Raw genomic sequence first — 23033 nt, 5'->3', positions numbered from 1 at the left:
CAATGGAAAAAAATCAAATCATGGAGAAAATCGAAGCCATATTCTCCAACACACTTTCACATGGTGATTTTAATCTTAATGAAACTACAACCGCAAACGATGTCGAGGGATGGGAGTCTATAACGCACATGATGATAATGAATGAGGTAGAAAAAGAATTCAACTTAAAGTTCTCTTTAATGGAACTACTGGAAATGAAAAATATAGGAGATTTGGTCATTTCGATACAAAGAAAATTAGCATAAACCAGACTAACCATTAACATCTTTGTCATAAAACCCCATGGGACTATTAATTCAAAAATTATCAACACCAGAAGATATAAAAAGATACAATGAATATCTGAATACCATTAATCCTAATAACCCTTTTTACAAACCAGAATTATTGGCTTTTAATTTAGATAAAGACTACGATTTAAATTATTTTGTTTACTTCAATAATAATGTCCCCGTTATCTTAATGCCATTTTATCTTAGATCTATTAATTTAAATGGAAAAGAAACTGGTTTTTTTGATGTTATAAGTCCATACGGTTACAGCGGTCCACTTTTTGATAACGATTTAGATAAAAGTATCTTGATTAGATTTTGGTCGAAAATCGATTCTTGGTATATAGAAAAAAATGTTATTACTGAGTTTGTAAGGTTCAGCCTAATACAGAATCATAATCACTATTCGGGAGAAGTAGTACATGCTTTAAGAAACGTCCGTGGCAGAATACTACCTGAAGAAAAAGAGCAATGGGATAATTTTAAACCAAAAGTCCGTAATAATTACCGAAAGGCTATTCAAAATGGCTTGAAGTTTAGACTATACCATAAGGATATTAAAGATTCTCTAATCTCAGATTTCTATGATATCTATATATCAACTATGCAACGAAATACTGCGACTAAAAGTTACTATTATGATGTTGAACATTTTAAAAAATTGGTTCAAAACAATCCGAAAAATTGTGCATTGGTAATGGTAAGTTTAAACGAAAGCAATGTTTCTACAGAACTGGTTTTGTTGTCAGATAGAACCATATATTCTTTTCTTGGCGGTACCAAAGCAGAATATTTTAAAACCAGGCCAAACGATTTCTTGAAGACAGAAGTCATGAATTGGGGCAGAAAAAACGGATTTCAGTATTATGTACTTGGAGGTGGTCGTAAAGATGGTGATTCTTTATATGCATACAAGAAAACCTTTTTTCCTAAAGATGATGATGTAAATTACTATACCGGGAGGAAAATACTTAATTCTGAAGTTTATTCAAGTTTAATCAAAAAAAGTAATGAAGTACTACAAGTAGAGACTAAAAGAAATAATAAACATATTGATTTTTTTCCTCTGTATCGAAAAGAAAAATAATATCAATTTGCAAATTTCGAGTAAATTACTTCATTAAATACCTTTTGCCACCAATAGCTCGGACAAAACTTTTGCAAACTATCAGAAAAACCTTTTAGAAACGTTAACTATCAAGATAACCATAGACTTACAAAACTAAATAAACAATACATTAGCTTAGATAGCCATTAATAATAAAAATATGAACATCCTATTTACATGTGCTGGAAGAAGAAATTACCTCATAAACTACTTCAAAACAGCACTAAAAGATAAAGGTAAAGTTATTGCCGCAGATTTTCAGCTTTCCGCACCAGCATTAGTTGATGCCGATATTGCTTTAAAACTACCATCAATATATAGCGATAACTATGTAGATTCCTTAATTAAACTTATTACAGAACAAAAGGTCAATGCCGTAATCTCCCTAAACGATTTAGAACTTCCTATTTTATCAGAGCATAAGGACAAAATTGAAAAAACTGGGGCAAAAGTCATTATTTCAGATTCAAACGTTATTGATATTGCATTTGATAAGTGGAAAACTTATGAATTTTTTGAAAGTATTAATATAAGAACCCCAAAAACCTATATTGATAAAGATAAAGTTATTGAGGATATAAGTCTCAATAAACTTTCATATCCCTTAGTTGTTAAACCAAGATGGGGGAGTGCTTCAATAGGAATAGATATTGTAGAAGACGAACGAGAGTTATTGCTGAGTTATGAGCTTCAGTTAAATAGAATAAAAAAATCAATACTTAAAAATGCCAGTTCGAAAGAATTAGACAGTAGTATTGTAATACAAGAAAAAATTAACGGTGAGGAATATGGGATAGATATTTTAAATGATTTCGATGGTGATTTTTATGGCTCTTTTACCCGCAAAAAACTAGCAATGCGCTCGGGTGAAACAGATAAAGCTGTGTCAATAATTAATTCAAAGTTTTCAGATGCAGCAAAGAAAATTGCTGAACATACCAATCATATTGGGAACATGGACTGTGATTTTTTCGTTTCAAATGACGAAATCTATTTTTTGGAGATGAACCCAAGATTTGGGGGAGGATATCCTTTTTCGCATGAAGCTGGAATAGACACTCCTTCAATTTATGTGTCATGGCTTGAAGGGAAAAGCGATGTTCAAAAATATGACAACTATAAAGATGGAATTGCTTTTTCGAAATACGATCAACTAATGAACATTCCAATAGAAAAAATATAATAAATTAAAATTTAGAACATTATAACCCATTTCAACTAAGTTTTTAATTCTATAAAGTTTCCCTGGATTTATAATTAAAAAGTAATACGGTTTTGGCCATTAGAGCTTCTAAAAAGTACTCTTACCAAATAAAATCCCAGGAAAATGTCATATTTAAAAATCTCTTTAATAAAAAATATTATAAAAGACCTCAATGCGCCATGCGCCAAGCCGTATTCTAAGATGCTAAAAGAATTCATCATTTTATGGTATGTACATAAAGAATTTCCCTCACATTATTATTCAAGGTTTTTATACCGAAAAGAATTTATCCATTACAGAAAATTTATCCCGAATAGCAAGTACTTTAAAATTATTAATTCTAAAAATTTATATAACCCTTTATTGGAAAAAATTCTTACCAATAAATTGTTGTTTTCTTTCTTTTGTAAAGAACACAGGATACCGTCACCGCAAACTATAAGTTATAATACCAATAATAACTTTTATTACGAAGGAAGGCATATTAAAATTAATGATAGTGGCAGGTTAATTAAATTTCTTGATGACATATTGGCCAAGTCAAAAAATCAAAAAATTGTAGTTAAAAATATTGACGCCAAAGGAGGAGCTGGGATTTTTGTCATCCTTAAGAAAACACTAGTTGAGCAAGTAAAAGAACATGGGCATTTAATACTTTCTGGTGCCTACATTCATCAAGAATGCTTGGAGCAACACATGGAAATCAATACAATATACACGCATAGTATCAATACTATCAGAATGGACGTAATTGTCGATGGTAATGGCAAAAGGCATTTTTTAGGCAGTGTAATTAGATTTGGCACTGAAGGGAGAATGATAGATAACCGTTCAAAAGGGGGCTTCTTCGTTTCTATAGATGATAACACCGGTCGTTTATTGGATAAAGGATACGCGCAGATGAAATATGGAGGGAAAGAATATACCAAGCACCCAGATACAAGATTTGAGTTTAAGGATTTTAAAGTGCCATTTTACCATGAGGCCAAAGAACTTGCAATGAAAATGAGTTCTATTTTGCCAAATAGTCTAGTAGGATGGGATATCGCCATTAGTCCTGATGGTCCAGTAATCATTGAAGGAAATCATGACTCGAATATTACCATGACCGAACTTTCTACTCAGGGGTATTTAAATCATCCTGCGGTAAATGAATTAATTATAAACGCTTAAATTCTTAAGTAAGATTTACAATAATTTTTCTTTTTCCAGACTTTAAAAGAGGTATCTCATTTACATATTCAACATTGATATTAGCACCTTTTCCTAAAAATGTTCCAAAAAAATCTAAAAATTCCCTCTCTCTTTGAAAAGGTTTGGTGCAATTTATTTTGAATAAATAATCCCTATCCGTTTGTTGCACAAGTTGGATTTGATTCAACTCCGGATAGCGATACAAGTTATTATATAACACGAAAGGATTTACATTTTCTCCATTAGTATCTCTAAGTATGTCGGTTATTCTACCCTGTATTGATTCGAACATAGGAAAATTACTGGTATTATCTTCTTGACTCTTAAGTTTTCCAACATCTCCGGTATCATATCTAATTAAGGGAGTAGCCGTATTATATAAATCCGTAATAACTATTCTTCCTATTTCTCCAGGTTTTACGTGCTCATCCTTATCCAAATCAAGAATCTCAATTACATAGCTCGCCCAATTAATTAGAAAATTATCACTATTTGGTACCTGTTGAGCTATAATACCATTTTCAACATTTGAGTATCGAGAAACAACAGGGCAGTTAAAATAATGTTGCATTTTTTCCTTTAAATCCTTAGATAAGGGTTCAGACATTGCAATTATGGAGTTAATATTACAAAGAACCGGTTTAGACTTAATTTCATCCAAATAATTACAAATTTTTTCATATCCAGAAGGATAACCTAACCAGCCTTTAACTCCTTTATCCTGCTGGAGTTTTTCGACTAATTCTCCAATATACTGTTTGTTTAAATCTTCAACTTCTAATTGTTTTATGTTTTGAATCCATGCGATAAGCTTGGGCTTTTTGTAATAGGCAGCCCAATGCCTTAAATATAATAGTTTGTCACCTAGGCTAAAACCTGAATGTTGTGCAAAAAAGAGGGTGTCTGCGGTATTCCTGCTTTTTTTTGCCTTTGTTTGATAAATTTTAAAGGGAGTTCCTGTTGATCCACTAGTGCTTACATTAATCCAATCCGACTTATTTACAGCCTTAATGTTAATCGAATCAAAATTTTCTTTAATAATTGCTTTATTAACTACAGGAAAGTCATTCAAGCTCTTAAAATTTTTATATTCTTTATAGAAATCTGTAGAGTTAACAACAGTATTTAATAACTCCTGTAACCTCGGTGCATTTTTCTTCTGTAAACTTTTAAAATCCTTAAAAGAAAAACTTTCTTGAATATCCAAAAGATTTTTTTTAATCGACCCTCCTTTTAAATAATCTAGAGACCAGAATCCATTTCTTTTGATATAACTTATTGCTTTGTTAAGCATATGAAGGAGCTTTTAATGTTTCAATGTTTTTCTTAAATCACTAACGACAATTTCTGAAATTAATTTTCTTCCATAGTCATTCCAATGCTTATCATACACTAAAGTGGTCTTTTTATCAGCGTTGTTTAACCTATTCCCAAAGTCAATATAGTCATACCCATGTTGATTTAAATAGTCCAAAAACAAAATGCTGGTCTCACTTTTATCCATTAACAAGGTAGTCTTATTTTTGTCATATCCATAAAGGGCAACCAACCTAATAAAATTATTTAAGTATAAACTATCTTGAAATTTTTTAGACTTTGGCGGGTTTATAACTCTTTTCCCGCCCTTTAACTTAAACAAAGCATCACCCATCAACTTTCTTGGGGAATCCAATATTCCTATCTCTGCAAAATAAGTAAGCAGTTTGCTTTTTTTTAAGGTCTTATTCAACTTAGACTCCATATTTAACCTAGAAGTCATTATTGTATATTCATCTCTTTGCAGATCATTGGAAAACTTAAGTTTAATGTAAATTTTATCGATGAGTTTAAATTCATCTTTATATGCATTTATTAAATGAAGTTGGTCTGCCATGTCATAGCCAGCGTACCCGTATTCAAAAACTTTAACACTATCTCTAAATGCTAATTCTATTTTTTTTCCAATTGAATTTTGGTACGGTTGATGAAATCCTTCAATAAAAGAATCTCCAACCAAAGCAATTTCAATATCTTCTAGCGATGGTACAAACTCCCTATATGAATTAAAGCCTGAGTTATTAATTCTATACTTTACAAAGTTTTGATTTCTGTTCCCTGTAATATCATACCCCGCCTGATTGGGAACCCATTTTTCAACTTGTTTATCATCCAAAAACCTTGAGGGCTTATCTTCTCCCAAATAAAAAATTCTGGTTAAAACCTCGAGTACCAATAGTATTAGAACCATATAAACCCCCGTTTTTAAAACAAGTTTTTTCATATCTAAAATTGAAAGTAAATAAACGATCTATCAAAACCACTATCATAAAACAATAGAATGGCAAAAATTACAAGTGTATAAGTCAAAAACCTAACTATTTGAGAATCAAATTTGAATGGATTCCGTTCATCCTTTCTAATAATGTATTCATAAATAACAAACACAAATATTAAAATAAAATAATCGGTCATTCGATATCCCATTGGATGTTCGTATGATGCATACTCCCATCTATTAAAGATTCCAGAGATAAAATTAAAAGAGTCGGTAATCGATTCCGATCTAAAAAATATTCGAGAAAAGGTTACTATTGAAAACGTGAGCATTAATTGCCCCATTTCTTTAAATGATGGCAGTGGACTATTTTGAGCAACTACAGTATTCTTATAAATAGTATTTCGTCCCAAAAGGAAGATAGGAATATAGGCCAGAGCATGAAAAGCACCCCAAAAAATAAATGTCCAATTGGCTCCATGCCAAAAACCACTAACTAAGAAAATGATACAAATATTCCTGACAGATAATAGTTTACTAACCCGAGAACCGCCTAGAGGAATATAAACATAATGTCTAAACCAAGTTGATAATGAAATGTGCCATCGCTGCCAATATTCAGCCACGTTCCTTGAGAAATTAGGAAACTTAAAATTTGACATAAGCTCTACGCCAAACAATTTTGCCGTACCAATAGCTATATCTGAATAACCACTAAAATCACCATACACCTGAAAACTAAATAAAGTCACTCCAAGAATTAACGTTGATGAAGGATAACTAGAGTAGTTTGCAAAAATATCATCTACTATTGGTGCTAAACCATCTGCAATAACAATTTTTTTAAATAAGCCCCAAAGAATTAATTTAAGTCCTGCTACAATCTGGTCATAATTAAATTTTCTATTGTTTGTTATTTGACCTAATAAATTTGAAGCCCTTTCTATAGGACCAGCAACCAATTGCGGAAAAAAAGCAACAAATGTGGCAAAAGACAATAAATCTTTAGTCGGTTCTATCCTCTTGTAATAGATGTCCAATGAATAGGACATAGTCTGAAAGGTGTAAAAAGAAATACCTACTGGTAAAATAATACTTAAGGTCCAACTACTTTTAACCGTATATCCAAAAAGTTGGAACATTTCTAAAAAAGAATCTGCAAAGAAATTATAGTATTTAAAAAAGCCAAGTAAGGATACATTAAATATTATACTTCCCCACAACCAAATTTTTTGCTTTCTTTTGTTCTGCCTTACATCATGTATTTTTAGTCCAACAAAATAATCTACCAGGGTACTTGCAAAAATTAAAAAAAGAAAACGCCAGTCCCATAAACCATAAAAAAAATAACTGCTAATTAAAATTAAAAGGTTTTGTCCTCTAATGCTTTTTTTGAATAAGAACCAATAGCATATAAATACAACTGGTAAAAAAATAAAATATTCAAGTGAATTAAACGCCATAATTTTATTGACAAAACCCCAATTACAAATCTCAAATTAGCTTTAGTAGCCTATTTCTTCTAATTAAATAGACAACAATTATAATACTGATAGCAAATAAGTTTATACTTGTCGTTCGAGGGTTCTTTAAGGTCCAATATATAAATGGACTACATAGAACTGAGCAACCAACTAAAAGTAAAACTTCCACACTTTTCTTTTCAGGGCGCATAAAGAACAACTCAAAAAAAACGATTATAACAACCAGAATTAAAACTATGTGCATTCCAACTTCAAAAAAAGAGACAATATTAAAACTTTCCAATCTATTGAAGTAAATAAGTTCAAATAGCCATATAATAACTATTACCACAACGTTTACCCAATGCGTTGCCAATATTTTGATTCTAAAATTATCCACTTAGTAAATTAATTTCCAATTTCATTAACCACTAGTTTTCTTTTTCCAGACTGGAGTAATGGAATTCCGGTAACGTACTCAACTTTTATTAAGGCATTTCGACCTAAGTAACCTTTAAACTCATTAATCAATTCTTCTTCTCGAGGAAAAGTAGTCCAAGGGTTTAATCTAAAAAGGTATTCTCCTTTTCCTATTTGTGCAAACTGATATTGCTTGAGTTCTTCATATTTCCACATATTTACTGTAACAATATGTGATGTAATTACTTTATCATTTACATCTCTTATCAAATCCACTTTTCTACCCTCAATTTTTTCTAATACAGGGGCTCCATTTTCACTTTTTTTATTTGCACTTAAGAAAGCTAGGTCCCCGGTATTGTATCTTATCAACGGCATACAATAATTAAATAAGTCTGTAACAACCACTCGGCCCATCTCTCCTGGTTTTGCCGGTTTATCCTCCTCAAGATCCAGAAGTTCAATGTAAAAACTTGCCCAATTAATGTTATATTCATAACCTCCGTCATAGCCTTGCTGTGCCATCATACCGCATTCCATATTAGAATATCTGGATAGTGTTGGTACCATAAAATACTCTTCCATTTTATCCTTTGTATGATTACTTAAGGCGTCCGAATTAGCTATTATTGAATTGATATTATAGTTGTAAGGTTGAATGTTGTGCTCTTCCATATAGTTTATCAAAACGTCGCAGGTAGACGCAAAACAAACCACACCCTTCCGCGATTTGTCCTTTCGCAGTCTAAACAATAATTCATGAATATCTTGATTGGTATAATTATGTATACTATATGGCTTAATATTCTCAGCCCATTGTTTAAACAGAGATTTTTTGTTGATATCATTCCATACTTTCATATAGATTAAGCTATCACCTATTTCAAAACCTCCGCTCTTTGCAAAATATATAATGTCTGCAGTATTGCGATGTCTTTTGTTTTTGTCATGAAACAACTTAAATGGTGTACCCGTAGATCCACTAGTTACTACTGGAGTGTTTTTTTTATCTGCAAAAAAACTGGATTTAAATAATTCATAATTATTTCTTACAATCCCTTTATCTATTACGGGAAAATCATTTAAGCTTCTATATTCTCTTACTGTTTGATAAAAAGGAACAGTTTTTACTGAATGATTAAGAACATTTGATAAATGATTCTTTCTTATACTTTCAGACTTTTCAATAGAATAGTTTTCTATTATATTCTTAATGTCTTTGTAATGCCTTCTTACAGGACTACCTTTTAGAAAGTCTATTGACCAAAAAATAAATTTTCTAAAATTCATAAAATAAAGTAGATTTTAATTGATTAGTTAATTACTTCAAATTCACACCTCCTATTACTTCTATGTTTTTTTTCGGAACAAACCACCCCATCTTTACACTCGTTAGTTGGTACTGACTCCCCTTTTGCCTCAACATTAATTCTTGATTTTGTAATGCCTACCGAATTTAAATAATCTACCGTACGTTTTACTCTGCGTTCAGATAACCACAAATTGTATTCTTTACTTCCTCTAGAATCTGTATGGGATGTTATTTTTATTACCGAAGAAGGATTCGCTTTTAATATCAAGGCGAGTTTATCAAGTAAATCTTTATCCTTTTCATTTAGATAAGAAGAGTTTAAATCAAAATAAACATTACCCAATGCTGCAATTTCTTTGGCTATTTTCGCATTTGCCAATTTTTCAGTATTCTCTTTATTTTTCTCATCTGCTTTAAGCTTAGCAGCTTCTTCAGCCTCCCTTTTAAGAAGCTTAGCTAGTTCCTTTGCTTCCTGCTCAGCTCTTTGCGCCGAGTCAATTGAATCTTGAACACGTTGCTGCTCCTTCTCCAATTCTTGGAGTTGGGCCAATTTCTCCTCCCCTTTTCTAGAAAGCCCTTTTTCAATTCCGAATTGATAAACCAGTCCTGCAGCATGTTGAATGTGATTTGTAGCACCTTCGGTACTCATTGCCCATTTACCGGTAGAATTAAAATCAAGACCCATTCTATCATTAAACCATGCTCTAAATCCCACGGAAGCGTTGTAAGTTCCTCTACCAACATTATTTGCATCAGTATAACCGACGCCTAAACCAACATAAGGGTCAAAAAAACCAGTTTCTCCTATAATTTTATTTAAATCATAACTAGCTCTAAAATCGAGAGCATAATAATTTATATTTTCTGAAAGGATATCACCATCAATGGTCTTTCCTTCTTTATACCTATTATATGAACCAATGGCTTCTAGTCCTAAACCGTTTTTAAAATATCTGCCGATACTTAAACGTGATGGAAAAGGAACAATATTCCAATTATCCTTAACATTAAAAATATCGGTGAATTCAGAACCGGCATCATCTACAACGTTGGAGCCCATACCAAAAATCCAAGAACCGGTAACAATGGAATCTTTTTCGGTAACTGTGTATTCCTGGGAAAATACAGTTACAGATAGCAATAAAGCAATTACAAGTAAGGTTAATCTTGTAGTTTTCATATTAAAGTTTTTGGGGAATCTCTTAACGAAATTAGAACAAATGAAAGTAGTGCTAAAATAATATACCTCCAAAGGTCAGTAAAAATCGATAATAGGTACAAAGATTTCCTAAAACGATTTAAAAACAATATTATTTTTTACGATAGGCATTTTATAAACGCAAAAAGGATAAGCGATTGCCTGCCCAGATTTACCCTTCATTTTCACCTCAATAATGGTCTCTTCGTCTTTATTTTCAACCATTTTAAGATAAGGGATAGCGGTTGTCTTTTGCCCCCCCATACATGCGATTAAGACCACTTCTTTCGAAAAATCTACTTTAGGTAATGGAATTCCAGGCTTTCTGGTTCTATTAACTCTTGAAAAGAAAGCTTTTAACGCTTTTTCATCCTTAATAACAGCAGTCTCTGAAGTATCTGTATAGAAATATCCGTCTTGTACCAAGAGTGTTAACCCATTATCATCTATTTCTTGAGAAAGATTCTTTTGACTCTTACAAGATGAAGCTAAAATCAATATTGAAATTAATATAATTTTCATTTGCTTTTAATATGAGTTTTTATACCGGGATTTATACGCTTTCTCATAAACTTCCTCGTACATTGGTAGAATATTCAAAATATCAAATTGTATTGCCCAATTGTATGCCTCAGTCTTAAATCTTTCAAGTGAATCGTCATCTTTCAAAATTTCAATAGCATTCTCAGCCATTTCGAATACATTACCAATATCACTCAAATATCCGGTGATTCCATGCTTATTAACCTCTGGTATCCCACCCGCATTAGATGATACTACTGGTACTTTATTAATCATCGCCTCGAGTGCTGCCAAACCAAAACTTTCAGATTCTGATGGAAGTAGAAAAAGGTCTGAAAAACATAAAATGCGATCGATTTCATTACTATTCCCCAAGAAAACAACCCTATCTTTTATACCAAGTTTCTCGCATAACAGCTCAGCGCCCTCTTTTTCAGGGCCTTCACCAACCATCATCAATTTTGCAGGTATTTTATCCTGAATTTTCTTGAAAATTTGAATAACGTCTGGTATGCGCTTAACTTTTCTAAAATTACTGATATGGGTAACTATTTTTTCATCTTCATTCGCCATAAGGGAACGCTGACAATCCGTATAATCTGGACTATATTTTTTCTTGTCAATAAAATTCGGAATAACCGCTATCTCTTTTTCAACATCAAAAATTTCAAGCGTACTCTTTTTTAGATTTTCTGAAACTGATGTTACTACATCTGACTTGTTTATACTAAATGTAACCGCTGGTTTATAAAAAGGATGCTTACCGACTAGGGTAATATCTGTTCCATGAAGTGTAGTTATCATGGGGATATAAATATCTTCTTCTTGAAGCATTTTTTTTGCCATATATCCTGCATAAGCATGCGGTATGGCATAATGCACGTGCAGCAGTTCTATTCCGAACATTTTAATGGTATCCACCAACTTACTGGAAAGCGCCAATTCATAAGGTTGATATTTGAATAAAGGGTAGTCGGGCACATTTACCTCATGAAAATGAATGTTGTTACTCAACAATTCTAAACGTACTGGCTGTTTGTAAGTGATAAAATGCACTTCATGACCACGTTCTGCCAAGGCTATGCCCAACTCAGTTGCCACTACTCCACTCCCCCCAAAGGTCGGGTAACATACTATAGCTATCTTCATAGGTGTAAAATTAGCTTATATTTTAGTTGCTAATTGATAAGAGAATCATAAATCGCTTGTTGAATCCGTGTTCGCAGTCCTGATTTTACCAGAATATTATTTCTTGATGATGGGTAGGTTCTGTTTGACAAAAACACATACACCAATTCTTCATCGGGATCCGCCCAAGTATAAGTTCCGGTAAAACCACTATGTCCAAAGCTTTTACGAGATACGCATCCGCAAGTTGGCCCACTATCTTTTAACTGCGGTTTATCAAACCCAACTCCTCTTCGAACATCTTTATCGCAGAAATAACACTTATTAAATTTTTCAACGGTTCTGGAATCTAAGTAGCGTTCACCCCCATAACGTCCACCTTGCAGGTACATCTGCATTATTTTCGCCACATCATTCGCATTACTAAATAGGCCGGCATGACCTCCTACTCCATTTTGCATAGCAGCTCCCATATCATGAACATAACCTTGAACGGTTTCATACCTATAGTAGTTATCCTCTTCTGAAGGTACTATACGCTGTTTTTTGAACTTCTCTAAAGGATTAAAACTGGTGTTCGTTGCGCCCAAAGATTTTAAGAGAAAATCATCAATAAGAACATCAAGTCTTTTACCTCTAGTTTCCTCAATGTATTTTTTAAAGACATAGTAGGCAACATCACTATATCTATACCTATTTGATTTTAACTCTTGACGCCCAATTCTATTATAAATGGAATCCTTATATGCGTCAGTTAAGTATAATTTATCGGTTACCTTAATTGAAAAACCTTCTGATGGTTTATTACGATAAAACTCACTCGACGGTTGACGTTTTTTATTTAGAGTACTGGCATAAAACGCAATCCACGCAGGTAATCTTCCATAATGGGACAAGGCCTTTAAAACGGTGACATCTTTAAGATCTGACTCGGCATATTCAGGAATCAAGTCTTCAAAAGTATTGTTCAATTTAATCTTGCCTTCCTCTTCCATCTTCATAATTAAGGGTAGTGTGGATAAGATTTTTGTCAAGGATGCCAAATCATAGATATGGTCATCAGTTATGCTATCTATACCTTCATAGGTTGGCTTTCCAAAGTTTTTTTGGTAAACAATTTTACCTTTTCTTGCCACAACTATTTGAGCTCCAGGAAACATTAAGGAATCCATACCCATTTGCACCAAACTATCCACTGCCGTTAACTTAGAAGTACTTAAACCGACTCGCTCGGGCAGGCTATAACCTAGTCTTGCTATCTCTTTAGTCTTAATTTCAGTGTTCACCGGAAAAGCGTTACTAGCAGAAACTGGTAATACTCCTTTAGCTGGTAAGGCGCCAAAAAGTATTTGTGCCGCTTTTTCTTGAGCAATTTTGCTATTCTGATACCCTACGATAGTTGCATCGATACTTTGAAAGTTCACTACATCTAACAGCGCATAAGGTTTTGCAAAAACTGTTAAAATAGTGTTGCTCGTTCGTAGTCTGGAAATTTCCTGTAACCAAAACAATTCGTTCTTTGAAAACTTATAAGACTTCCAAGGGCTATCATTACTCTTATGAAAGCCAATTATAACGAGATTAAAATTTTTGAGTTTATCGCGATACCCGGCAATATCTTTGGCTTCGACTTTAGTAACTTTTGCATATTTATTGAGCATATTAAAAAATGGAGTTCCGTCATCATCTCCAAATTGTATATATGCAATTTTTTTATTGTTCAGTCTTTTAATTGGCGCTAAATCAAATTTATTTTTTACTACTGTAATCGCATTCTCGATAGCCTCTTCATGAACAATATCGTTCTCTAAACTGTTTAAGTCATCATATAATTCGTTTGTTTCAATTGGCTGGTAATTATTCAATCCCGCCTTGTATTTGGCCATTAATATTTTCTTGACCGACTCAGCTAGGCGCTCTTCGGTAATGCTTCCATTCGTGTAGGTTTCTATTATCTTACGCTTAGCATTTTTGACATCTACAGGCATCAATAGAATATCGCTTCCTGCCATAAACGCCGACAACTCAACTTCCCCTTCAGGAGCAAATTCTGAAACGGCCTTCATATTTAAAGCATCCGTAAAAACCAATCCCTTAAACCCAAGTTGTTTCTTTAATAAATCCGTTATGATTGTTTTTGATAAAGAAGAAGGATAGCCTTCTTTTGGTTCTAAACTAGGAATATCTAAATGCGCTACCATTATACTGCTTAATCCATTTTCAATAAGTCTTTTAAAAGGATAAAGCTCAATACTATCTATGCGTTGTTTTGTAAATTCTATAACGGGCAGTGCCTTATGTGAATCTGTTTCTGTATCGCCGTGGCCAGGAAAATGCTTACCTGAAGATAAAACACCGGCTCCTTCCATCCCTTTCATAAAAGCAATCCCTTTATGGGCAACATTTTCTTTATCCTCCCCGAAAGAGCGATTACCAATGATTGGGTTTTTTGGATTGATATTGATATCAATATCGGGAGAAAAATTAATATGCACCCCAATTCGTTTTGCATGCCTTCCAATTTGTTGTCCTACCTTTTCGACTATAGCGTTGTCTTTAATCGCTCCTAAAGTCATATTCCAAGGGAAAGCATAAGTAGAGTCTAAACGCATGGCCAGGCCCCATTCGGCATCCATACCGATTAGTAAAGGGGTCTTTGACAACGCTTGATAGGTATTTGTCAACTTTGCTTGTCTTACTGGCCCTCCTTTTGAAAAAATTATTCCACCGATATTCTCTTTTTCTATAAGCGCCTTAATTGAAGCTGTGGTCTTATCATTTTGGTTCGAAGCTACGCTTACCATAAATAATTGGCCTACTTTTTCTTCGAGGGTCATTTCATCATATCTAGCCTCGACCCATAACCGTTGTGAAGTTGAATCAGAAGTAATCAAAGGGTTTGTTTGACCTTTGGCTATAAAAAGAGAAAAGAAAAAGAAAAAAAAGTAAAAGTAGTTACGCATACTAAATTGTCTAGGGCATCAACTTAATACTATTAAAAATATTGCATTTCATCGAAGAAAGTAAAGAAAATAGGGGAAATCAAGCTTATTTGGGATAAAATTCACATAAAGCGAGCATGCCAACTTTCAGATGCAGGCACTTCCCAATGCTCTAAATACTCTTGTTTTGTAGCAACGAGATTGTTAAAAACTACAGTATTTTTAGATACTGCACGTTGCTTGGCCATTTTTTTAAAATCAATCAGCGTTTTATAGGCAACATAATCTCCTTGTTTGTAAGAGACATTCATTTTGTCCAATAAATCTACCTCATACTTTTTCTCTAAAGCCTGAATGTAATGAACAGAGGCATCAATAGAGCAACCTGATGCACTGGCTTCTGACTGATCTAAACCAATAATTATAAATCGTTTATACTTGATTTCAAACCCAGCTTTCAAGTCGCTACCGTGTGCCGTCCATTGGGTTAAAAAGGCACTTAATCCACTCGTAACTTCTTCCAATTCTTTTTCAGAAAAGCTACGGTTACACTGGTAAATCCAAATTCTTGAGTGATCTGGTAAATCTTTAAAATCTACTAACATTTGTTTTGTCGTAAAATATTTTTTAAACCAAAAAAGCTCGGTGAAAAATAAAACAGTTCGTTATCGCCTAAATCAAAAACAACCTAACTAACCAAAAAAGCAGTAATCTCTATTTTCTTGTCTTACCAAGCATACTTTAATCAATTGAGTTTGAAATGAGTTCGGCCACGTCCAATACAGCCACTTCTCCTTCTTTTTCGTGAGCTTTAATCCCGTCGGTCATCATTGTATTGCAGTAAGGGCAGCCAGTAGCTATGATATTAGCATTAGTCTCCAAAGCATCTTTTGTGCGCAACACATTGATATCCATATCCCCTTTTTCAGGTTCTTTAAACATCTGTGCCCCTCCGGCCCCACAACATAGTGCCGTCTTTTTGCTACGTTTCATCTCTACAATGTCGGCATTGGTTGTGTTAAGAACATCTCTAGGAGCATCGTATACCGAATTGGCTCTCCCAAGATAGCAAGGGTCATGAAACGTAACTCTTGTTCCTTTGTAAAACTTGCCTTTGACTGATAAGCGTCCACCATCGATAAGTTCTTTTATATATTGCGTATGATGAATAACTTCATAGTTGCCCCCTAATCCCGGGTACTCATTTTTAATTGTGTTAAAAGAATGTGGATCGCATGTCACGATTCGCTTTATTTCATAACCATTTAAAACTTCAATATTCATAATGGCCTGCATCTGAAACAAAAACTCATTCCCAGCACGTTTTGCCACATCTCCGGTGCAACTTTCTTCTGGACCTAAAACAGCAAAATCAACATTGGCCTTATTTAGTATTTTTACGAAAGCTCTAGAAATCTTTTTCGCTCTATCATCATAACTACCTGCAGAACCCACCCAAAACAAAATTTCAGGCTGCGTACCTTGCGCTATGAATTCTTCCATAGTCTTCACTTGAAGTGTATCACTCATAGTTATAGCTTTATTCGTTTACCCAGTTTAAACGGTCCATTTGATTATAAGGCCATGGTGCACCATTATTCTCAATGTTTGACATCATATTATTCAATTCTGTTGGTGCAGCTGACTGCTCCATCACCAAATACCGTCTCATCTCTACAATAATTGAAAGTGGGTCAATACTTACCGGGCAAGCTTCTACGCAAGCATTGCAAGTGGTGCAGGCCCAAAGCTCTTCATTGGAAATATAATCTCCTAAGAGCTGTTTTCCGTCTTCAACAAAAACACCTTTGTTTTTGTCCATGTTTTTACCCACTTCTTCTAAACGGTCACGGGTATCCATCATTATCTTTCTCGGAGATAGTTTTTTACCTGTTTGATTTGCAGGACATTCTGAAGTACATCTACCACATTCAGTGCATGTGTATGCGTTTAACAACTGTACCCAACTTAAATCCATCACATCTGAAGCCCCAAATTTTTCTGGCTCTTCTGCATCTTCCGCAGGTGCGGCAAATGGATCTGCAGAGGGGTCCATCATCAATTTTACTTCTTTGGTTACGGCTGCTACATTATTAAATTCTCCGTTCGCCTTGAGTTTTCCATAATACGTGTTCGGAAAAGCCAATAGAATATGTAAATGTTTCGAATAATAGAGGTAATTCAAAAAACATAGAATTCCGATAATATGCAACCACCATGCCGTTCGTTCTAGCATTATGAGTGAAGAAACGGACAGATTATTAAACAACGGAGCAATAAACTGACTTATCGGAAATGCACCTGCTTTTGTATAATGATCAGCACCAAGCTGCTGCAACTGAAAATCTGCGGCATTCATAGTAAGAAACAAAAACATTAATACCAACTCAATATATAGAATTAGGTTACCGTCTTTTTTGGGCCAACCTGCCATCTCTGGCTTTAGAAAGCGTTTTAGTTTTATGATATTTCTTCGCAGCCAAAAAACAACAACGGCCACAATGACCAAAAAGGCCAATATTTCAAAAGAACCTATTAAAAAATCATATATCGAACCTAATGGGGCAAATATTCTGTGTGTTCCTAAAAGGCCATCAATAATAATTTCTAGAACTTCAATATTTATAATGACAAAACCAACATAAACAATAATATGCATTAAACCTGCAATAGGCCTAACCACCATTTTAGACTGGCCTAGAGCTATTCTGGCCATATTTTTCAAGCGTTGGCCTTTATTGCCCGATACGTCTACATCTCTACCTAATTTAATATTTCTAGACAGTTTTCTTACGTTTTTAGTAAAAAAACCGATGCCTAAAAAAAGTGCAATCGCAAATAGAATGTTTGGAAGGTATTCCATAAAATCAGTTAGTTATCGTTCTTCGCTGCAGGATCGTCTTCAGGAAGTTCATATTCTTTTTGTTTCTTTCCAAAAACCGAAACGTTTACATATCGTTTTGGATTTAACCTAAAATCTTGAAGTAATAAATCCAATTCACGTGAAGCATTGGATAAATTATTATAAAGCTCATCGTTATTTGCTAGTTTGCCCAAAGAACCTTCTCCGTTTTGTATTTTACCTAATAAACTATTAAGATTGGTAATGGTAGCTTCAAGATTTTTAATTGTCTTGGCCAAATCTACCTCAGCTAGCGATTCTGATAATTTAGCAAAGTTAGCGCTAGTGGTGTTTATATTTTTTATTGAACTATCTAACTGCGTTTTGTTGTCGGCCAATAAGTCGTTCATGGCATTGGCGCTAACCTGAAAACTTCTCACCAGTGCATTTAAACCCGCAATACTTTGTCTGAGCTCTCTTTTAGTTGGGTCATCCAACACATCATTGAAATTCATGAGTAAAGAGTCCGCATTCGATACCGCGCCCTCAACCTTTAATTGGAGAGGGGTTAATTTTTCTTGTACAAGGGCTGTAAGACCCGGTTTAATATTTGCTATTAGCGTATCACCTGATTTTACCATCGGCGAATTATCAAATACCGGAATTATTTGTATTCCTTTTCCACCAATGATACCAGTATCATACAATTCGGCCCTACTATTCTTAGAAAATTCAAAATCACTGCTTACCGAAAATGTAACAAGTAATTTACCCGTATCGTCTTTAAATCGGATACTATTGACATTACCAACGCTAAATCCGTTAATAACAACCTCTGTGCCTGGCTGTAAACCACCTACATTATTATATACTGCGTAAAGAGTTTTGCTATCGTCAAAAATTGAAGATGCTTTTAAATAGCTGTACCCAAAAATCACACAAAGGATACCTAAAATTACAATAAGACCTGTTTTAACTTCTCTTGATAGTTTCAAAGGTTCAGTTTTCTGTTATAAACAAAATTAGGAATAATTTTAAGACAAGTCCCTATTGCGCCGGAACAGCTTTTATAGCTTCGTTCAAAGGAATGCGCGTACCGTTTTTATAAGCTACTATATATGATGTGGTATAGCCTTTAGCATCAGCATTTGATTTAAGTAGTTTGGCCTTTAGGTAAGAATTCGTATTGCCGTACATGTAACGGAATAAGTTTTTTACCGGTTCTTTGGATAAGGTGTTCAATCCGTTAAAATTATCGCCATCTAGCGGAATCACTTTTGAACTGGCCATTAGCTGTACTTTGAAGATAACATCATCTACGGCAACAATCTCCGTCTTTTCCTTTTTTGGGGTATCTTCTTTCACCACCTGCTTTGTGATGGATTTAGTACTATTCTCAATAACTTCGGCAACTTCCTCCTTTTTCGGGGGCGTTACAGTAACTGCTTCTTTTATTTCTTTTACAACCTCTTCTTTTTTAGGAACATCTTCTGTCACAAAAGTATTTTCTTGCTCGATAAGATTAGCGTCCACCCCATCTTTATAGCTTAAAATTGCATTAGCAATAGCAGTGGCCATTTGATTTTGACCTTTGACGGAATTTAGATAGGCACCCTCATTTTTATTGGTTAAAAATCCTGTTTCTACGAGAACACTGGGCATAAAGGTTTGGTGTAGAACAATAAAACCTGCTTGCTTTACCTTACGATCTTTGCGCTTTAATTTCGCAGTAAAATTATCTTGCATCAACTTGGCCAACTGAATACTTTGTTCTAAAAACTCTTCTTGCATAATAGTAAGACCAATCACAGACTCTGGCGAGTTTATATCGTACTTCGCATATTTTTGCTCGTAATTATCTTCTAAATAAATAACTGAGTTTTCTTTTTTAGCAACTTCAAAATTTTGTTTGTTGGCATGAAGTCCTAAAACAAAAGTGCCCGCTCCATTGGCGTCTGAATTGTGAGAATCGCAATGAACGGATACAAAAAGGTTCGCATTTGCCTCATTAGCTATTTGTCCTCTTTCGAAAAGATCTACGAAAGTATCATCATCTCTTGTAAAAATTACTTCAATATCTTGTTGCTTTTTTAGTAGTTCTCCAACTTTAAGTACTATTGAGAGTGCAATATTTTTTTCTAAATAACCATTACCCAAATTACCGGGATCATGCCCGCCATGCCCAGCATCAAGTACAACAATAAATTTATCCTTAGTAGGTGCTTCGGTACTGTTTTTGATAAAAGATGAGAAGAGTAAAAAGAGTAAACTAAATACTAAGGATAAAAACCGTTTTTTAATCATAAGAATTATTCATTTTCAATGTTCTGCCTTGGTTAAATTTATCGTAATGTCCGATTAACAGAACAAAAAATATATGTAAGTTTGAGCTTCAAAAACCAAGCCAACCTGCTACAAAAATAGGATTTATCACGTTGCAAGCAAACAAACATCTTCTTCTTTTCCTATTCGTGCTGGTTTCAAGTGTGCAATACGTATCGGCACAAGAAGACCCGATTACACCATTACCTATAAAAGCTGTAAAAGATACCATTGTTGCTCCATTACTTCCCCCAAATATTTTAAACGATTCCATTCAAGTCGATTCTGTAACCCAAGATTCATCTCAAGGTAAAAAACCCTTATTGCTTGATAAGATAAAATACAAAGCGAAAGACTATGTGCGATTAAGCCAAAAAGAGAATAAAATTTATCTGTACAACGAAGCTGAAATCTACTACCAAGATACCGAGCTCAAAGCCGGAATCATAATCATGGATTATGTAAAAAATGAAGTGTATGCCGGTAGAATAAAAGATTCTACAGGAACCTACACCCAATTACCGTACTTTAAACAAGGTACTAATGTGGTAATACCCGACTCGATTCGATTTAACTTTGATACACAAAAGGCGCTTATTTGGAATTCTAGAACTGAACAACAAGCTACCGCTGGCGCTATTGGAAGCGATGCGATGAAAGTATTGGCAGAAATCACTAAAAAAGAAAATGACTCGGTCTATTTCTTAGACTCAGCCAGATTAACAACTTCAAAAGATACCGTTGACCCCGATTATTACATAAAAATAAACAAGGCAAAATTTGTGCCTGGCAAAAAAATTATTGCCGGCTTTAGTAACATGTACTTGGTAGATGTACCAACGCCTATTGCATTACCTTTCGCTTATTTTCCGCTTACTACAGGAAGAACAGGCGGTTTGATCTTCCCTACTTTTACACAGGATCCTAATCGGGGATTTGCAGTGCAAAACGGGGGGTATTATTTTCCAATAAGCGATTATGTAGATTTTAGCATACTTGGCGACTTTTTCACCAATGGTAGTTATGGTTTTAGAACGCAAACCATATATACCAAAAGATACCGATATAGAGGTAATATTAATTTTAGGTATGAGAATCAAATAACAAGTCAGAAAGGATTTAGTGATTTTTCTAGATCTACGCTTTACAATATTCAAATATCGCATAGCCAAGACCCAAAGGCTAGTCCCAATTCGCGGTTTTCGGCCCAAGTAAATCTGGGCAGTAGTCAGTATTTTACCAATTCGTTTAATCAAATTAACGTACAAAATACACAAAACAACAACCTCTCAAGTTCAATTTCGTATTCCAAGACATTTCCAGAATACCCTTCCGTAAATGTAAGTTTAACGGCAACCCATAACCAAAATATTAGTTCTAATGCAGCCCCGGATGCAGATAACATTACGCTTACTTTGCCAACTTTGCAGGCAAGTATGGAGCGAATTTTTCCTTTTGCAAAACGGGAAGGAATCAAGAAAGGGATCATACAGAACATCAACTTTCAATATAACCTAAGAGCAGAAAATCGTATTCGTACCAATGATGAAGATTTTCTGACCAGTAGAATGTTCGAGAATGCCCAAATAGGAGCCAGGCACACTATACCCTTAAATACAAATTTCAAGGTTGCTAAATATTTTAGCGTCTCCGTCGGTGGTAATTATGAAGATGTCTGGACGGCCCAAACCTTTCAAAGAGGTCTAGACCCAAATGACCCTGACAGCAATCGAGAAGTTGTTCTTGATACCATCAATGGTTTTGACCGATATAACAGATATGGCTTAAGCGCTAGTGTTGGTACCACTTTATATGGTACGTTCAATTTTGGAGAGGATAAAAAAATACAAACAATACGGCATGTAATGCGACCTTCAATTGGTTGGGGATACACGCCCTCTTTTGAGCAGTTTTATGACAGCTATACCGATTTAAATAACGAAGAAGTTCTTTTTAGTAGGTTCGAAGGAACATTGAATGGGGCTCCAAGTCTCAATAAATCGAACTCCATTAGTTTTTCGGTTCAAAACACCTTAGAAGCCAAAGTTAGAGATAAAGATTCTACAAAGCTTGAGCCTAAGAAAATCAAGCTCTTAAGCAACCTTAATTTTTCTACAGCGTATAATTTTGAAGCGGATTCCCTGAAACTGGCGCCTATTGGTTTCAATGGGGGAACAAGTATTCTGAACAATAAAATGAACATTAACTTTTCGGGTAGCCTTGACCCCTATACCATAGACAATAATGGTAGAAGGATAAATACATTTAATGTTTCGAATGGAGGAAGCCTACTTCGTTTGACAAGAGCCAGCATGAATCTGAGTTATTCCCTTAACAATGAAACGTTCAAGAAAAAGAATAAAGACGGCGAAGAGGACAATGAAAGTGAATTGAACGACGAGTATCGTGCCCGTAGTGGTGGACGTACGGATGACCTTTTTGGGTTTGGTTTAAACGATGATACTTTTAATAGGTCAAGTAAAAAAAATCAGGATGACATCGAAAATCCAATTTATGGAACCGTCATCCCCTGGGATTTACGTATGCAATTCACTACTTCTTATAACAATTCTAACCGCCAAAACGAATTTGGAAATACCTCACTAATGTTTTCCGGTAATATTTCACCTTCGCCAAGATGGAGTGTAAGGGTTTCATCCGGCTACGACTTTAAAAATAAAGGCTTTGCACAAACCCAATTAGGCTTTCAACGTAATTTAAAAAGTTTTGATTTGCGTTTTAATTGGGTGCCCTTTGGAAGAAATGAACGTTGGGACTTTTTTATAGGCATAAGCAGTTCTATTCTTCAAGATTTGAAATGGGAAAGTAGAAGTCAACGTATTAGATAATAT

General features: G+C 34.3%; 18 protein-coding genes. 5 read left to right on the top strand and 13 right to left on the bottom strand.

The window, feature by feature from the left end; genetic code table 11:
- Positions 1-2 precede the first annotated feature (2 nt).
- The 4 genes from ACZ1GR_RS17785 to ACZ1GR_RS17770 all read left to right on the top strand — a co-directional run bounded on the left by ACZ1GR_RS17785 (position 3) and on the right by ACZ1GR_RS17770 (position 3757).
- Complete coding sequence (locus ACZ1GR_RS17785; protein WP_472610190.1) at positions 3-245, top strand: acyl carrier protein; 243 nt, start codon at positions 3-5, stop codon at positions 243-245.
- Between the two features lie 37 nt (positions 246-282).
- Positions 283-1359, top strand: a complete 1077-nt coding sequence (locus ACZ1GR_RS17780) for a GNAT family N-acetyltransferase (protein ID WP_472610189.1) — start codon at positions 283-285, stop codon at positions 1357-1359.
- Positions 1360-1540: 181 nt separating this feature from the next.
- Positions 1541-2563 carry an ATP-grasp domain-containing protein gene (locus ACZ1GR_RS17775; protein WP_472610188.1) on the top strand — a complete coding sequence of 341 codons (1023 nt, stop codon included), beginning with the start codon at positions 1541-1543 and terminating at the stop codon, positions 2561-2563.
- Positions 2564-2707: 144 nt separating this feature from the next.
- Positions 2708-3757 (top strand): sugar-transfer associated ATP-grasp domain-containing protein, encoded by a 1050-nt coding sequence (locus ACZ1GR_RS17770; protein ID WP_472610187.1) that lies wholly within the window; start codon positions 2708-2710, stop codon positions 3755-3757.
- 4 nt (positions 3758-3761) lie between these two features.
- Here the strand turns inward: ACZ1GR_RS17770 and ACZ1GR_RS17765 are convergent, their stop codons facing one another.
- From ACZ1GR_RS17765 to ACZ1GR_RS17705, 13 genes are all read right to left on the bottom strand, one after another.
- The gene (locus tag ACZ1GR_RS17765) at positions 3762-5072 is read right to left on the bottom strand and encodes a phenylacetate--CoA ligase family protein (protein WP_472610186.1); all 1311 of its coding nucleotides are present in this window, start codon (positions 5070-5072) and stop codon (positions 3762-3764) included.
- Between the two features lie 12 nt (positions 5073-5084).
- Positions 5085-6038, bottom strand: a complete 954-nt coding sequence (locus ACZ1GR_RS17760; protein ID WP_472610185.1) for a hypothetical protein — start codon at positions 6036-6038, stop codon at positions 5085-5087.
- A 2-nt stretch (positions 6039-6040) separates the two neighbouring features.
- Positions 6041-7495: an MBOAT family O-acyltransferase gene (locus ACZ1GR_RS17755; protein WP_472610184.1), complete on the bottom strand. Its 1455-nt coding sequence runs from the start codon at positions 7493-7495 to the stop codon at positions 6041-6043.
- A 408-nt stretch (positions 7496-7903) separates the two neighbouring features.
- Positions 7904-9205 (bottom strand): phenylacetate--CoA ligase family protein, encoded by a 1302-nt coding sequence (locus ACZ1GR_RS17750; RefSeq protein WP_472610183.1) that lies wholly within the window; start codon positions 9203-9205, stop codon positions 7904-7906.
- A 23-nt stretch (positions 9206-9228) separates the two neighbouring features.
- A complete protein-coding gene (locus tag ACZ1GR_RS17745; protein ID WP_472610182.1) occupies positions 9229-10407 on the bottom strand; it encodes an OmpA family protein in 1179 nt (392 codons plus the stop codon).
- A 108-nt stretch (positions 10408-10515) separates the two neighbouring features.
- A complete protein-coding gene (locus ACZ1GR_RS17740) occupies positions 10516-10947 on the bottom strand; it encodes a hypothetical protein (protein ID WP_472610181.1) in 432 nt (143 codons plus the stop codon).
- Between the two features lie 6 nt (positions 10948-10953).
- Entirely contained in the window at positions 10954-12096 is a 1143-nt protein-coding gene (bshA, locus tag ACZ1GR_RS17735) for an N-acetyl-alpha-D-glucosaminyl L-malate synthase BshA (protein WP_472610180.1), read from the bottom strand.
- A 29-nt stretch (positions 12097-12125) separates the two neighbouring features.
- A complete protein-coding gene (locus ACZ1GR_RS17730) occupies positions 12126-15038 on the bottom strand; it encodes a glycoside hydrolase family 3 N-terminal domain-containing protein (protein WP_472610179.1) in 2913 nt (970 codons plus the stop codon).
- A gap of 101 nt (positions 15039-15139) precedes the next feature.
- A complete protein-coding gene (locus tag ACZ1GR_RS17725) occupies positions 15140-15622 on the bottom strand; it encodes an ABC transporter ATPase (protein ID WP_472610178.1) in 483 nt (160 codons plus the stop codon).
- Positions 15623-15758: 136 nt separating this feature from the next.
- Positions 15759-16547, bottom strand: coding sequence for a (Fe-S)-binding protein (locus tag ACZ1GR_RS17720; protein WP_472610177.1), 789 nt, complete (start codon positions 16545-16547; stop codon positions 15759-15761).
- 10 nt (positions 16548-16557) lie between these two features.
- The gene (locus tag ACZ1GR_RS17715) at positions 16558-17880 is read right to left on the bottom strand and encodes a 4Fe-4S dicluster domain-containing protein (RefSeq protein WP_472610176.1); all 1323 of its coding nucleotides are present in this window, start codon (positions 17878-17880) and stop codon (positions 16558-16560) included.
- 8 nt (positions 17881-17888) lie between these two features.
- Entirely contained in the window at positions 17889-18854 is a 966-nt protein-coding gene (locus ACZ1GR_RS17710) for an MlaD family protein (RefSeq protein WP_472610175.1), read from the bottom strand.
- A gap of 52 nt (positions 18855-18906) precedes the next feature.
- Positions 18907-20163 carry an N-acetylmuramoyl-L-alanine amidase family protein gene (locus ACZ1GR_RS17705; protein ID WP_472610174.1) on the bottom strand — a complete coding sequence of 419 codons (1257 nt, stop codon included), beginning with the start codon at positions 20161-20163 and terminating at the stop codon, positions 18907-18909.
- A 131-nt stretch (positions 20164-20294) separates the two neighbouring features.
- Here ACZ1GR_RS17705 and ACZ1GR_RS17700 point away from each other — a divergent pair, with 131 nt between their 5' ends.
- Positions 20295-23030 (top strand): putative LPS assembly protein LptD, encoded by a 2736-nt coding sequence (locus ACZ1GR_RS17700; protein ID WP_472610173.1) that lies wholly within the window; start codon positions 20295-20297, stop codon positions 23028-23030.
- Positions 23031-23033: the final 3 nt, after the last annotated feature.

This window comes from Croceitalea sp. W27 (assembly GCF_055693185.1).
The sequence above is the reverse complement of the archived record's forward strand: the minus strand, read 5'-3'. Positions and strand labels throughout refer to the sequence as shown.